This is a genomic window from Streptomyces canus (genome assembly GCF_030815415.1).
In the GTDB taxonomy this organism is placed as follows: domain Bacteria; phylum Actinomycetota; class Actinomycetes; order Streptomycetales; family Streptomycetaceae; genus Streptomyces; species Streptomyces canus_F.
In genome coordinates, this window is the sequence record NZ_JAUSWW010000001.1 from 2,598,122 (window position 1) to 2,611,682 (window position 13,561).

The 13,561-nt window shown below is 70.7% G+C and carries 11 protein-coding genes and 1 pseudogene; 2 read left to right on the forward strand and 10 right to left on the reverse strand.

What is annotated here, in order from left to right; genetic code table 11:
- Nucleotides 1-177: 177 nt before the first annotated feature.
- The 4 genes and pseudogenes from mgt to QF037_RS12090 all read right to left on the reverse strand — a co-directional run bounded on the left by mgt (nt 178) and on the right by QF037_RS12090 (nt 4,484).
- Nucleotides 178-1,438: pseudogene (mgt, locus tag QF037_RS12075) on the reverse strand (macrolide-inactivating glycosyltransferase).
- Nucleotides 1,439-2,719, reverse strand: coding sequence for an ABC transporter substrate-binding protein (locus QF037_RS12080; RefSeq protein ID WP_307024464.1), 1,281 nt, complete (start codon nt 2,717-2,719; stop codon nt 1,439-1,441).
- Nucleotides 2,719-3,552 carry a carbohydrate ABC transporter permease gene (locus tag QF037_RS12085; protein WP_307024466.1) on the reverse strand — a complete coding sequence of 278 codons (834 nt, stop codon included), beginning with the start codon at nt 3,550-3,552 and terminating at the stop codon, nt 2,719-2,721. The genes QF037_RS12080 and QF037_RS12085 overlap by 1 nt, the downstream gene beginning before the upstream one ends.
- Nucleotides 3,549-4,484: a carbohydrate ABC transporter permease gene (locus QF037_RS12090; protein WP_307024468.1), complete on the reverse strand. Its 936-nt coding sequence runs from the start codon at nt 4,482-4,484 to the stop codon at nt 3,549-3,551. Before QF037_RS12090 ends, QF037_RS12085 begins: the two co-directional genes overlap by 4 nt.
- A 233-nt stretch (nt 4,485-4,717) precedes the next feature.
- On the opposite strand from QF037_RS12090, the gene QF037_RS12095 reads away from it, so the two are divergent.
- Entirely contained in the window at nt 4,718-5,581 is an 864-nt protein-coding gene (locus tag QF037_RS12095; protein WP_307024470.1) for a phosphotransferase enzyme family protein, read from the forward strand.
- Between the two features lie 18 nt (nt 5,582-5,599).
- Here QF037_RS12095 and QF037_RS12100 read toward each other — a convergent pair whose 3' ends face one another.
- The 4 genes from QF037_RS12100 to QF037_RS12115 all read right to left on the reverse strand — a co-directional run bounded on the left by QF037_RS12100 (nt 5,600) and on the right by QF037_RS12115 (nt 10,041).
- Nucleotides 5,600-6,322 (reverse strand): 3'-5' exonuclease, encoded by a 723-nt coding sequence (locus QF037_RS12100; RefSeq protein ID WP_307024472.1) that lies wholly within the window; start codon nt 6,320-6,322, stop codon nt 5,600-5,602.
- A gap of 97 nt (nt 6,323-6,419) precedes the next feature.
- Nucleotides 6,420-7,661 carry an SAV2148 family HEPN domain-containing protein gene (locus tag QF037_RS12105; protein ID WP_307024474.1) on the reverse strand — a complete coding sequence of 414 codons (1,242 nt, stop codon included), beginning with the start codon at nt 7,659-7,661 and terminating at the stop codon, nt 6,420-6,422.
- 170 nt (nt 7,662-7,831) lie between these two features.
- Nucleotides 7,832-9,157 carry a copper amine oxidase gene (locus QF037_RS12110; protein WP_307024476.1) on the reverse strand — a complete coding sequence of 442 codons (1,326 nt, stop codon included), beginning with the start codon at nt 9,155-9,157 and terminating at the stop codon, nt 7,832-7,834.
- Between the two features lie 56 nt (nt 9,158-9,213).
- Entirely contained in the window at nt 9,214-10,041 is an 828-nt protein-coding gene (locus QF037_RS12115; RefSeq protein ID WP_307024478.1) for a Tat pathway signal sequence domain protein, read from the reverse strand.
- Nucleotides 10,042-10,221: 180 nt separating this feature from the next.
- Between QF037_RS12115 and glgX the strand changes: the two genes are divergently transcribed.
- A complete protein-coding gene (glgX, locus tag QF037_RS12120) occupies nt 10,222-12,339 on the forward strand; it encodes a glycogen debranching protein GlgX (RefSeq protein WP_307024480.1) in 2,118 nt (705 codons plus the stop codon).
- On the opposite strand, the gene QF037_RS12125 is transcribed toward glgX, so the two are convergent.
- Nucleotides 12,336-12,530, reverse strand: coding sequence for a hypothetical protein (locus QF037_RS12125; protein ID WP_307024481.1), 195 nt, complete (start codon nt 12,528-12,530; stop codon nt 12,336-12,338). The genes glgX and QF037_RS12125 overlap by 4 nt on opposite strands.
- 49 nt (nt 12,531-12,579) lie before the next feature.
- Complete coding sequence (locus QF037_RS12130; RefSeq protein WP_307024482.1) at nt 12,580-13,509, reverse strand: MFS transporter; 930 nt, start codon at nt 13,507-13,509, stop codon at nt 12,580-12,582.
- Between the last annotated feature and the right edge of the window lie 52 nt (nt 13,510-13,561).

A 13,561-nucleotide genomic window follows, 5' to 3' on the forward strand; every position in this document is an offset into this window, starting at 1 on the left:
TGCGAAGCGCGGTTCGAGGGTGGGGGAGCGTGCTCTCGGCGTGCCGGCCGGAAGCCCTCGTACTGGACGTACTTGGGCTTTCGGCCGGTGCGGCGAGTGGGGGCCCCTCCCACGCCCTCAAGGCAGTGGGGGAGCGTGCCGGGCGTCGCGACGGGGCAAACGTTGCCTGCCGCGGCACTAGCTCTGGCGGGCGGGTAGTTCGGCCTCGATGAGGTCGGCTGCCCGCTGGGTGCCGCCCTCGTCGGCCATCCGGGCCTGGATGTCCTTCAGCTTCCGCGCGACCTCGGGGTCGTCCACGAGGGCGAGGGCGGTGGCCCTCAGCGTCTCGGCGGTGGCCTCCTCGGTGGGGATGTGCCGGGCGACGCCGAGCGCCTGGAGCATGTCGGCGTTGCCGAACTGGTCCACGGCCTGCGGTACGGCGATCATCGGCGTGGCGGTGGCCAGCCCCTCCTGGCTGCCGCCGGCGCCGGCATGGGTGACGAACAGGTCGGCCTGGCGCAGGATCGCCAACTGCGGCACCCATGAGCGCACTTCGACGTTCGCGGGGATGTCGCCCAGTTCGGCCGGGTCCACGCTCCTGCCGATCTGGAGCACCAGATACCAGCCCGGCAGGTCGCCGAAGGCCTTCAGGCACTCCCGGTAGAAGCCGGGCTGCTTGGTGAAGGACGACCCGAGCGACACGAGCGCCACCCTCTCGGCGTCCGCGGGCCGCTGCCAGTCGCCCTCCGCGCCGCGCTCGCCCTGGCAGGCGCCGACGAAGCTGTAAACGGTCTCGTCGACGCGGTCGGCGTGGGGCTGCAGCGCCTTGGGGATCAGGACGATGGAGCGAGGGGGCCGGCCGGCGAAGTCGTCGGGGTGCAGGGTGATCCCGTTCTCCTCCAGCCAGGCGTGGAAGCGGGCGTAATAGGCCTGTCCGCGCTCGGTCTTCTTCGGTTCCGCCCACATCGGCTCGGCGACCTCCTCCTCGTAGCCCTCCCAGGCGACGAGGTTCGGCGAGAGCGAGACGGCGGGCACGCCCCAGCGGTGGGCGAGGACGCGGGCCGGATACGAGGTGATGTCGTGCAGGACGAGGTCCGGCTCGTCCCCGTCGTACGCCTCGATCAGCTGCGGGAGCGCTTGGACGGCATCGGCGAGGAACGGCTCCACGTTGTCCAGCAGTGTGCTGCCCCATGCCTCCGGGTCGGCGCCGGGGCCGGGCAGGGTGGAGTTCCAGAGCCTGGGCTCGGCGCCGGTCCCGGCGACCTTCTCCGCGAAGACCGGCGGGATGGCGTACGTGACGCGGTGGCCGCGCGCGACGAGCTCCCGGATCACTTCCAGGCTCGGGTTCACGTGGCCGTGGGCGGCGATGGAGAACATGGCGATGTGTGCGGGAGCGGTCATGGCGCCGACCGTAGGCGAGACGATACGTCTCGTGCAACCTATTTCGCGAACCTCGCAGTTAGCGCTGATAGCGGGCGAGCACCAGATTGCCGTCCTTCTCCAGCCGCTCACGCAGCTCGTCGAGTCCGATCGCCCCGCTGTAGTACTCCTGGAAGGCGGGCGTGGCGACCTTGTCCTTCCACTCGGGGTAGCCGCGCACGGACTGGGCGGGCGCCGAGCGCAGTCGACCGGCGAGCGCGGTCCCCGTGGCCCAGTCGTTCTCGCCCGTGCGCAGGGCCGGGTCCTTCAGTGCCTCGGTGCCGGTGGGCAGCATCCAGTCGCCCAGGGCGAGGCGCACCATGTTCTTCGGCCGGAGCAGGAAGTCGACGAACTCGACGGCCTCCTTCTTGTGGGGGCTGTCCTCGGCGACGGAGAGCGTCTGCGGGCTGACGCCCTGACTGAGCCCGTCGGCACCGGCCGGGGCGGGCAGCACCTGCCAGTCGAAGCCCTTCGGCGCCTGCTGGACGATCTGCTGGCGGTAGGAGAAGCCGAGCGGGACCATCGCGTACTTGCCGCCGAAGAAGCCGGGCAGGGTGTCCGAGCCGCCGCTGCCGAGGGTGGTGGGCGAGGCGCTGTCGTCGGTGTTCGCCTGATCGTGGATGGTGCGCGGCACGACCTCGTCGCCCTCCTCGAACCGGATCGTCACCTTGCCGTCGGAGCCCCGGTGGAAGAGCTGTCCGCCCGCCGACAGGGACAGGTTGAGCGTGGCCGAGACGGGCTCCTTGAGCGGCCAGGCGACGCCGTACTTCCCCTCGCCGCTCAGCCGGTCGGTGATCTGCCGGAACTCCGGCCAGGTCCAGGGGTCCTCGGGTGTCGGGATCCGTACGCCGGACTCCTTCAGCCAGGCGGCGTTGGCGATCAGCACCCGCGGTTCCTGGAGGAAGGGCACACCGTAGACACCGTCACCGAAGGTCGTCGTGTCCCAGCTCCGCTGCGGGATGTCCGACCTGAGCCGGGCGGGCAGCAGGTCGGTCAGGTCGGCGAGATAGCCGCCGTACGCGAAGTCCGCCAGGTCGTCGGAGGCGTCATGGATGATGTCCGGCGCCTCGCCGCCCTCGAAGGAGGTGAGGAGCTGGTCGTGGACGCTGTCCCAACTGCCCTGGACGTACTCGACCTTGACGTCCGGGTGGCTCGCGTTCCACTCCTTCACCAGCTGCCGGTTCACCTCGACGGACTCCTCCTGCCAGGCCAGGGACTGGAAGCGCAGGGTGACGGTGCCGTCGTCACCGCTGTCACCGCCGCCGGTGCAGGAGGTGAGCAGCAGGGTCAGGCACAGGGCGACGATCCATCGCGTACGCATCAGCTCTTCACCGCCCCGGTCAGCATGCCGCTCGTGATCCGCCGCTGGATGATCGCGAAGACGACCAGGGAGGGCAGGGTCGCCAGGAACGCGGCGGCGGCCAGCGGGCCCAGGTCGGCGACGCCCTCCGCGCCGATGAAGTGGGTGAGGACGACCGGCAGGGTCTGTTTCTCCGGGGTCTTCAGCAGGACCAGCGCGAAGAAGAACTCGTTCCACGCCGTGATGAACGCGAACAGTGCCGTCGCAACGATCCCCGGCGCCAGCAGCGGCGCGGTCACCGACACCAGCGTCCGCAGCTTCCCGGCCCCGTCGACGGCCGCCGCCTCCTCCAGCTCGACGGGCACCGCCCGGACGTAGCCGACGAGCATCCACAGCGCGAACGGCAGCGCCCACACCACGTACACCAGCACCAGCCCGAACAGCGAGTTGATCAGCCGAAGGTTCTTCAGCACCAGGAACAGCGGGATGATCACCAGCACCAGCGGGAACGCCTGGCTGACCACCACCCAGCCGGTCGCCGCCCGCGCGAGCGGGGTGCGGTGCCGGGCCATGACGTACGCCAGCGGGGTCGCGATCAGGACGGCGACGAGTGCGGCGCCGAGCGCGGCGAGCAGGGAGTTGCCCGCCGCGCGCAGCAGCGGCTGTTCGTCGAAGGCCTGCCGGAAGTTGTCGAGGGTGGGGTCCTCGGGGATCCAGGTCGGGTGCAGACTGCCCAGTTCCCGGGGCGACTTGAACGCGGTGGAGAGCAGCCAGAGGAACGGGAACGCGAGGAAGACGAGATACGCGAGCAGGGCGGCGTACTGTCCGACGCGGCCCGCGGTGCTGGTCCTCATGCCTCGTCACCTCCCCTGATCCGGCCCACCAGGAAGACGGCGAGGAGGAGGGAGATCACCGCGACCATCACGCACCCCATGGCCGCCGCGTACCCGAACTGCCCGTAGCGGAAGGCCTCCTCGTAGGCGAAGAGCATGGGCAGCCGGGTGCGGCCACCGGGTCCGCCGCTGGTGAGCACATACACGAGGGCGAAGGAGTTGAAGTTCCAGATCAGGTTGAGGGCGACCATGGAGAGGGCGACCGGTCTCAGGGCGGGCCAGGTGACCGTCCGAAAGCGCCGCCAGGCACCGGCTCCGTCGACCGCCGCCGCCTCGTGCAGTTCGCGCGGGGTGTTCTGCAGACCCGCGAGCAGCGCGACCGTGGTGGTCGGCATGCCGGCCCAGATGCCGACGACGATCACCGCGGGCAGGGCGGTGCCCAGACCGCTGAGCCAGTCGCGGCCGTCACCGAGGCCGAGGTCGCGCAGGGTCTCGTTGAGGACGCCGGCGTCCGGGTTGTAGACGAGGCGCCACATCACACCGACGACGACCTCGGGCATGGCCCACGGGATGATCGCCAGCGCACGGGCCAGCCATCTCAGCCGCAGGTCCTGGTTGAGCAGCAGGGCGAGACCGAGGGCGAGCAGGAACTGCGGCACGGTCACCCCGACGGCCCACACCAGGCCGATCCGGAACGACTCCCAGAACAGCGTGTCGTGAAGGAGGTCCTGGAAGTTGAGGGTGCCGATCCACTGCGTGGACCGGGTCCGGCCGGACTGGGAGTCCGTGAACGCCAGCAGGATGCCGTACAGCAGCGGGCCGACGCTCAGCACCAGGATGGGGATCAGCGCGGGCAGCACCAGGAACCAGGCCCCGCGGTCCACCATCCGCCGGTCCCCGCCGGCGCGTGGCGCACCCCGCGTCGAGCGTTTGGTCACGGTCACCGTTGTCACGTGATCGGCTCCTTCGCACGGCTCGTGACGGGGACCGGCCAGGCCCCGCCCCCGGTGGGCCTCCGTCATGGTCGTGAAGGGGTCATGGGTCGTCAAGGCACCGCGCACACCGTCCGACCTGTACGAATGCGAGACTGGCCGACGGATGGCGGGAAGTCGACGCCGTGTGCACGAGCACATCGGCATATCCGGGACATCCGGCACGGGCAGGGCCGAGGAGACGGAGGCGGACAATGGACGAGGCACGGGCGCGGGACGTAGTGGCCGCGGCGGGCGTGCTGCCCGGCCCGGCCGCCGGGGCGCGGCTGCTCGCGCTGGGCGAGAACGCCGTGTTCGCCGCCGGTGACCTGGTCGTCAAGGTGGGCCGGGACGCCGAACTCCTGGACCGGGCCCGTCGGGAGCTGGCCATCGCGGCGTGGCTCGCCGAGGCGGAGGTGCCGGCGGTGCGGGCGGCCGAGCCGAAGGCCCTGCTCGTCGAGGGGCACCCGGTGACGGTGTGGCATCGGCTGCCCGATCCCGTACGCCCCGCCGAGCCCCGGGATTTGGCCGAACTCCTACGGGTGGTCCACGCTCTCCCCTCCCCCGCCTTCGATCTTCCGCCCCGCGAGCTGCTGGGCGGTGTGGAACGCTGGCTGCGTCTCGCGGGCGACGCGATCGACCCCGCGGACGCCGCGTACCTCCGACAGCGCCGCGACGGCTTCGCGGCGGCCGCGGCCGCGCTCACCCCGCAGCTGCCGCCCGGCCCCATCCACGGCGACGCCCTCCCCCGCAATGTGCACATCGGCCCCGACGGCCCGGTCCTGGTGGACCTGGAGACGTTCTCCGCCGACCTGCGCGAGCACGACCTGGTGGTGATGGCCCTGTCCCGGGACCGCTACGGGCTGCCCGCGGCGGCTTACGAGTCCTTCACCGAGGCGTACGGCTGGGACGTACGCGAGTGGGAGGGCTGCGGTGTGCTGCGGGGCGCCCGGGAGACGGCGAGCTGTGCCTGGGTGGCCCAGCACGCACCCGTCAACCCGGCGGCGCTGGCCGAGTTCGAGCGTCGGGTGGCGTCCTTGCGGGACGGGGACGGGACGGTGCGCTGGTATCCGTTCTGAGCGGTTCGCCCCGAAGGGTCAGACCGTTTCGTCCGCCAACTCCCTGAGCGGCCACGTCCCGTCGACCACCGCGTCCGCCTCGCCCTTGCGGCGCAGGAAGCTCTGGAAGTCCGCCGCCCACTCCGCGTACCACTCGATCTGGCGGCGGTGCAGTTCCGCCGGGCCGAGGGAGGCGATCTTGGGGTGGCGGTCGGCTATCGCGTGGGCGAGCCGGGCCGCGGCGAGGGCGTCCGCCGAGGCGTTGTGAGCGGCGTCGAGCGGGACTCCGTACTCCCCGCACACCGCTTCGAGGTTGCGCTTGCCGCGGCGGTAGCGGTCGATGGACCGGTCGATCGTGTACGGGTCGACGACCGGCGCCGGATCGACGCCGCCCAGGCGGTCCCGCAGCGAGGGCAGGCCGTGGCGGCGCAGCTCCGCCGAGAGCAGGGTCAGGTCGAAGGCCGCGTTGTAGGCGACGACCGGGACCCCCGTCTTCCAGTAGGTCGCCAGGACGTCGGCGATGGCGTCCGCGACCTGGTCGGCCGGGCGGCCCTCGGTGGCCGCGCGTTCATTGCTGATCCCGTGGACCGCCACCGCGTCCGCGGGGATCTCCACGCCCGGGTCCGCCAGCCATTCGCGGTGCCCTATGGGCTGTCCCGCCCTGACCTCGATCACGGCCCCCGTCACGATGCGCGCCTCGCGCGGATCGGTTCCGGTCGTCTCCAGGTCGAAGCCGATCAGCAGCTCCTGGTGCCAGCCCATGCGGCGGCCCCCCTTCTTGGTGGTGCTTTCCCCCAGTGGTCTCCACGATCCCATGCGCCACTGACAATCAGAGGACCGCGTTCCGCTTACGGAACTTTCAGGACACCGGCCGTGAATCCACCCAAGACGTTTCGAACTCCTCGCGGTAGGTCGGGAAGAGCCCGCTGTCGTCGATCTCGCCCGGCTTGACGACTTTGTTCCCGTTGCGCAGCACCAGCACCGGCGCCTCCATGCCCCGCGAGCGCCGCAGATAGGACTGCACGACGGCGACCCCGTCCGCGCCGTCCCCGTCGACGAGGTAGGCGGTGAAGCGCGGTGTCTCGTCGTAGACCTGGATCTCGAAGGCGCCCGGGTCGCGCAGCCGGGACCGCACCCGGCGCATGTGCAGGATGTTCATCTCGACTGCGCGGCTCAACTCACCGCGCTTGATGCCGAGTTCACGCTCGCGCCGTTTGACGGCACTGGACGCCGGGTTCAGGAACAGCAGCCGGGCCCGGCACCCGGCCTCGGCGAGGCGCAGCAGCCGGCGGCCGGAGAAGTTCTGCACGAGCAGGTTGAGGCCGATGCCGACGGCGTCGAGACGGCGGGCGCCGCCGAAGATGTCCTCGGCGGGGAACTGGCGCAGCAGCCGTACCCGGTCGGAGTGGACGGCGACCACGTCCGCGTACCGGTCGCCGACGAGGTCCTCGACCGCGTCCACGGGCAGCCTGCGCGCGGACGGCACGTCGCCGCCGGCGCCGAGTATCTCCAGCAGTTTCGCCGAGGCCCGCTCGGCCTGGCCCAGGACGGCCTCGGACAGGGCCCGGTTGCGTGAGACGACGTTCCGGGTCACTTCCAGCTCGTCCAGGGCGAGTTCGACGTCCCGGCGGTCGTCGAAGTAGGGCTCGAAGCACGGCCAGTGCTGCACCATCAGTTCGCGCAGCTGCGGCAACGTCAGGAAGCTCAGGACGTTGTCGTCGGCCGGGTCGAGCAAGTAGCCCTTGCGGCGGCTGACTTCGCGTACGGCGACCGCGCGCTGCACCCACTCCTGGCCGGCCGGTCCCGCGGCGGCGACCACCCAGTCGTCGCCGTGGACGGGTTCGTAGATGGGACGCAGAACAGCGGCCACGACCGCGCGCAACCGCTGTTCGACGAGGTTCAGCCAGATGTAGGCCCGGCCGGCCCGCTGGGCGCGCGTACGCACCTCGCGCCAGGCGTCGGCGTCCCAGTCCAGCTCCGGCCCGATGGAACCGGCGGCGTCCATGGGCCGTGCCAGCGACACCGTGCCGGGCGGGACGTCTGCGGAGTTCCCCTCGTGACCCTCGTCACCAGGGGGCAACTCCAGCCCTCCCGAGCCCACCCGCGCACCGCCTTCCGCTCCCCCGAGCCTGCCTGGGGGTCTGGCGTCACATGCCCGTCTGCCCGGCCTGCGGGCGGACGACGGGAATGTGACGCCAGACCCCACCCAACGATCAAGGAAGGGTACTCCGGGAGCGGTCGGCGGTGCAGCCGGATGGACAGGGTCGTTTCTCAACTACCGCGGTTCCAGTCGCCGTTCTGCCCGGCGAGGGCGGCGGGAGTGAGCGGATTCATAGCCGTGACGTCGCGCGGGGCGATGGAGAAGCCCTGCCAGTGGACCGGCATCGGCTGCTGGTCCTCGTCCCGGGCTATGTGGTGGAAACCGATGTTCATCCAGACCACGGGGTGGGTGAGGGCCTGTCCGTTCACGAACTTGTCGACGGACGAGCCCGATCCGGTGGCGCAGCCGGGCTGGTTCTCACTGGCGTACTTCTCGCACTTCTTGTACTCGGTGAAGTACACGTCGTGCTGGGTGAAGGGGCGGCCGGAGTACTTGCTGGTGGGTCCGGGGACGAGCTCGTACGAGCGCGGGTGGCCGTCCTTGTTCTTGCCCGCCGAACTCACCACGCGCCACCAGCGCATGTTCTTGCTGTCGCCCGCCAGTTCCTTGGTCACCGTGGTGCGGGTGGTCTTGGCGGTCGGGCCGTTGCCGGCGCCGGCCGGGGCGGTGACCTTCGAGTCGTACTGCTCGACCTTCGCCTTGGAGGAACCGTCGAGGGCGAAGTCGAGCTTCCAGAAGACGTTGTGGCTGTGGCTGTCCGCCTTGGCCGCGGCGCCCTTGCCGATCGGCCAGCTGCGGCCGTCACCGGCGTCGTAGTCGTACGGCGAAAGGCTGCCGGTCGCGCCGACGTTCATGTGGACGGTGCCGTCGTCCTGGAAGCGCCACTCGGTGATGTACTCGTACCAGTCGACCTTGTTGACCGTGTAGACGAGCAGGTCCTTGCCCTGCGCCTGGTAGACCGTGTTGCCCTGCTCGTAGTTCATGAGGCGGTAGGCGTGGCCGCGGGTCTTGGTGGTGGTGCACAGGCCCTTGATGTTCGGGTCCTGGTAGTACGAGGTGTTCTTGACCTTGACCGTCTTGATCGTGCCGCCGGGGCACTCCGCGGCGGTCATGTTCATCAGACCGTCGCCGAAGTTGTACGTCGTCAGGTCGTTGTACTCGCTCCTGCCGTCGTCGTACGGCACGTGGATCTGAGCGAGCCTGGCGCTGTTGAGGACCTTGATCGGCTTGGTCTCGCCGGGCGGCTGGTAGGAGATGTCCTCCAGGACGATCCCGGCCTTGCTCTCGAAGCGCCAGCACATCCGCCAGGTCGTGCCGGAGGCGAGCTTCTTCTCGATCTGGTACGCCGTGCTGCAGTCGGCGGCCGCCGCGGTCGGGGCGGCCTTCGGCTGGGCGGTGGCCGGGCCCGCACCGGTGGTCATGCCGGCCGCCAGGGCCATCACGGCGACACCCAGGAGCGTCCCCCTGCGGGCACGGCTCATTCTGTTCACACGCATGAAGAAATGACTCCCTTACAGGAGGTACGAAGGGGAAAAGTGAACGGGCGGGCGGCTCAGCCGCGGACGATCTCGACGACCTTGCGGGTGCTCAGGTCGATGACCAGGTCCCGGGTGTCGATCCACGGTCCGTTCTTGACCTTCGGGGTCAGCGTCGCGCAGCGGTGCTCGCCGCAGGCGGTGAGCGCGGCGGGCCGGATCCCCGGGTTCGCCCGGAAGACCATGCTGTTCAGCTGGAGCTGGTCCGGCGAGGTGAGCTCCTTGCCGGTGGCGTCCTTGTAGTCGCCCTTCAGCCCCGCGGACAGCGGGTCGGCGAGCAGCAGCCGGGCCGCCTCGGCCGTCTCGGCCCGGCTCAGCGGCGGCTGTACGCCGTGGCTGGTGGAGGTCCCCTCGACCTTGCCGGTGTCGAGATTGACGGTCCGGGTGACGAGGGTGTCGTCCTTGTAGTCGTAGTACGTCACGTCGGCGCGTCGCGGCGCGTCCGGGTCGTCCAGCTCGCTCGTCTCGGGGTCGGCGAGGTCGATGCCGAGCTGCTGCGGGCCGCGGTCCCCGTCGACGTCCTCACTGGCGTTGAACAGCTGCCGGTTGAGGGCGAGTTTCGCGACCCGTTCCATCTCGTCGTCGGTCAGCGGGTCGCGGCCCGTGCCCTTGTCGCCCTCGGCGGGGGCTTCCTCGACGACGCCCGGCGCACCGGCCGAACCCTGTGTCTCCTGGTCCTGCTGCTGCCCGGCGGCGGCCGCCTGGCCACCCCCCTTGGTGCCCCCCGTTTCGTCGGCCCCGGCCGTGCCCGGCAGGGTGATTCCGACCATCACGGCGGTCGAGGCCACCGCGATGGCCGCACCGGCCACCACCTTGCCAAGGTGGCGGCGCACTATTTCGCGCACGTCTTTCCCCCTGCTCCCCCTGGTCACGGGAGTATGTGATTGCCCCACAGGTCTGTGCACACCACGTATGCACCGGTCGATCGGTAAGAGGGGCGTAAGTCATGGGTGGTTCCATCACTTTCGGGGAGACTCGAGGTCAAGGCGCCCCGGCGGCGGGCACGAGCTGAAAGAGTCGTATCCATGCAGGTCTGGCCTGGAGAGGCATATCCACTCGGTGCCACGTACGACGGCGCCGGGACCAACTTCGCGGTCTTCACCGAGGCCGCGGACCGAGTAGAGCTGTGTCTGCTGCACGACGACGGCTCGGAGACGGCGGTGGAGCTGCGGGAGAGCGACGCGTTCGTCCGGCACGCGTATGTGCCCGGCGTGATGCCGGGCCAGCGCTACGGATTCAGGGTGCACGGCCCGTACGCCCCGGAGCGCGGACATCGCTGCAACTCCGCGAAGCTGCTCCTCGACCCGTATGCGCGTGCGATCAGCGGGGCGATCCAGTGGGGCGAGGAGGTCTACGGCTACCACTTCGACTCGCCCGACAAGCGCAACGACCTGGACTCCGCTCCGCACACCATGAGCTCGGTCGTGGTCAACCCGTACTTCGACTGGGGCGACGACCGCCGCCCGCGCACCGACTACCACCACACGGTGATCTACGAGGCCCATGTGAAGGGCCTCACCATGCGCCATCCGGGCCTGCCCGAGGAACTGCGCGGCACCTACGCCGCCCTCGCGCATCCGGCGATCATCGAGCACCTGACGGAACTGGGCGTCACCGCGCTGGAGCTGATGCCGGTCCACCAGTTCGTGAACGACCACCGGCTGGTCGACATGGGCCTGAACAACTACTGGGGCTACAACACCATCGGCTTCTTCGCCCCCCACAACGCCTACGCCTCCTGGGGCGACCGCGGCCAGCAGGTCCTGGAGTTCAAGTCGGCGGTGCGGGCGCTGCACGAGGCGGGCATAGAGGTCATCCTCGACGTGGTCTACAACCACACCGCCGAGGGCAACCACCTGGGCCCGACGCTGTCTTTCCGGGGCCTGGACAACGCGTCGTACTACCGTCTCACCGACGATCCCCGCTACTACATGGACACCACGGGCACCGGCAACTCCCTGCTGATGCGCTCCCCGCACGTCCTCCAGCTGATCATGGACTCGCTGCGCTACTGGGTCACCGAGATGCATGTCGACGGCTTCCGCTTCGACCTCGCGGCGACGCTGGCCCGGCAGTTCCACGAGGTGGACCGGCTGTCGTCCTTCTTCGACCTGGTGCAGCAGGACCCGGTGGTCTCCCAGGTGAAGCTGATCGCCGAGCCGTGGGACGTCGGCGAGGGCGGCTATCAGGTGGGCAACTTCCCGCCGCTGTGGACCGAGTGGAACGGGAAGTACCGCGACACCGTGCGGGACCTGTGGCGCGGTGAGCGGCGGGCGGTCGCGGAGTTCGCGTCCCGGCTGACGGGCTCCTCCGACCTGTACCAGGACGACGGGCGGCGCCCGTTGGCCTCCATCAACTTCGTGACCTGTCACGACGGGTTCACGATGCATGACCTCGTCTCGTACAACGACAAGCACAACATGGCCAACGGCGAGGAGAACCGGGACGGCGAGAGCCACAACCGGTCCTGGAACTGCGGAGCAGAGGGCGAGACCGACGACCCGGACGTGCTGGAGCTGCGCGCCCGGCAGATGCGGAACTTCATGGCCACCCTGATGCTGTCCCAGGGCGTGCCGATGCTCAGCCACGGCGACGAGTTCGCCCGTACGCAGCGCGGCAACAACAACGCCTACTGCCAGGACAGCGAGCTGGCGTGGGTGCAGTGGCCGGAGGAGGGCGAGGTCTTCGGCGATCTGCTGGCCTTCACGCGCGCGATGGTGTGGCTGCGCCGGGACCATCCGGTCTTCCGCAGGCGGCGCTTCTTCCACGGGCGTCTCGTGGAAGGCACCCATGACGAGCTGTCGGACATCGCCTGGTTCACCCACGAGGGCCGGGAGATGACCCAGCGGGACTGGGACCGGGCGCAGGCGTCGGCCATCTCGGTGTTCCTCAACGGCAACGCGATCTCCGAACCGGGACCGCGCGGGGAGCGCATCAGCGACGACTCGTTCCTGCTGATGTTCAACCCCTCGCACCGGACGCTGGACTTCGTGGTGCCGGTCAACCACGGCCGGCAGTGGGAGGTCGTCGTCGACACCGCCCTCGCCGAGGGTGTCCCGCCGGGCACCGGCCCCAAGGTGCAGGCCGGGGACCGGCTGACGCTGGTGGACCGGAGCATGACGGTGTTGCAGCGGCCGGTCTAGGAGCCGCCCGTCCGGGGACCGCCGGTGGGCACGCGCGCGTGGAGCGTGCTTCCGGCGTCCCGGACGTACGGCGTCGGCCTCGCCGTCAGCGCGATCGCGAGGGCCTGGCCGCCGACCAGGGCGCTCGTCGCGAAGGCCATCGCCTCGGCGAGCCGCGTCGGCGGCACCGCTCGCTCGGTGAGCCCGAACACCGTGATGAGGTGCGGGGCGTAGGCGACACCGAGGACGGTGACGGACCGCCTAGAGGGCGACCAGGCCGTCCGTCCACAGCAGGGGCAGGGAAAGCGCGAAGGCGGCGGCGGTGGCCGTCCGCCAGCGTGTCGCGAGCGGGACGCGCGCGGGTACGGCGGCCATGGACAGGCCCGCGACGGCGCTCATCACTCCCATGGCGGCGCAGACGAGCCCCGCCTGGTCGGGCTGTCCGAGGCGTTCGGTGAGCGCGGTGATGCCTGCCTGGCAGGCGCCGAACATGGCGACCCTGGAGGGCGAGGGCGGCGCGTAGGGCGTGGACGGAACGGGGGACACGGGGTCGGGCGGCGGGGGTGGGTGACGTGGCTGTGGGGGTGGCCTCTCGCGCCGCCGTCGGATGCAGTGCGAAGCCGGTTCCGCACACGGCCACCGACACCGCGGCGGCGCCCAGCGCGTGGGCCGGGTGGGCCAGGACCGCGGCGAGGCCGACCAGGGCGGGGCCGAGGACGAAGGAGATCTCGTCCAGGGTGCTCTCGAAGACAGGGCGGTGGCGACCGTGGTGTCGGGGGCGTCCGCGCGGCGGGCCAGGGCGATCAGGCGGGCCCGGGGGCCGATCTGCGGTACGGTCGCGCCCGCCGTCGCGCCGAGGACCGCCAGGAGCGGTGTGAACAGGCCGCCCGGCGCTCCGGCGACCAGCGCCGTGATCGCCAGGGTGTTGACGAGGGAGAAGACGAGCACGACCGTCCGCTGACCGCGCCGGTCGGCGAGCCGGCCCACCAGCGGCCCGCAGGCCACCTGGCCGAGCGCCGGCGCACCGCAGGTCAGCCCCGCGGCGGTCAGCGAACCCCTGGTGCGGGCGACGAGCAGCACGCTGCCGAACTGGATGGTCGCCGTCGGCAGTCGGCCCAGGAAGGACACGACCGGCAGCAGTGGCCCGGTCAGGCCGATGACCTCGCGGTAGGCGCGCCCCATGGTCCCCATCGCTCGAAGCCGGCCACGCGCGCGGGGGGACGTGCACGGACCGATGACACGA

Bases quoted from the DNA above. Each gene is read 5' to 3' on its own strand.
- glgX (WP_307024480.1), top strand. From the start codon at position 10,222: ATGCAGGTCTGGCCTGGAGAGGCATATCCACTCGGTGCCACGTACGAC.
- QF037_RS12110 (WP_307024476.1), bottom strand. From the start codon at position 9,157: ATGCGTGTGAACAGAATGAGCCGTGCCCGCAGGGGGACGCTCCTGGGT.
- QF037_RS12100 (WP_307024472.1), bottom strand. From the start codon at position 6,322: ATGGGCTGGCACCAGGAGCTGCTGATCGGCTTCGACCTGGAGACGACC.
- QF037_RS12130 (WP_307024482.1), bottom strand. From the start codon at position 13,509: ATGGGGACCATGGGGCGCGCCTACCGCGAGGTCATCGGCCTGACCGGG.
- QF037_RS12085 (WP_307024466.1), bottom strand. From the start codon at position 3,552: ATGAGGACCAGCACCGCGGGCCGCGTCGGACAGTACGCCGCCCTGCTC.
- QF037_RS12080 (WP_307024464.1), bottom strand. From the start codon at position 2,719: ATGCGTACGCGATGGATCGTCGCCCTGTGCCTGACCCTGCTGCTCACC.
- QF037_RS12095 (WP_307024470.1), top strand. From the start codon at position 4,718: ATGGACGAGGCACGGGCGCGGGACGTAGTGGCCGCGGCGGGCGTGCTG.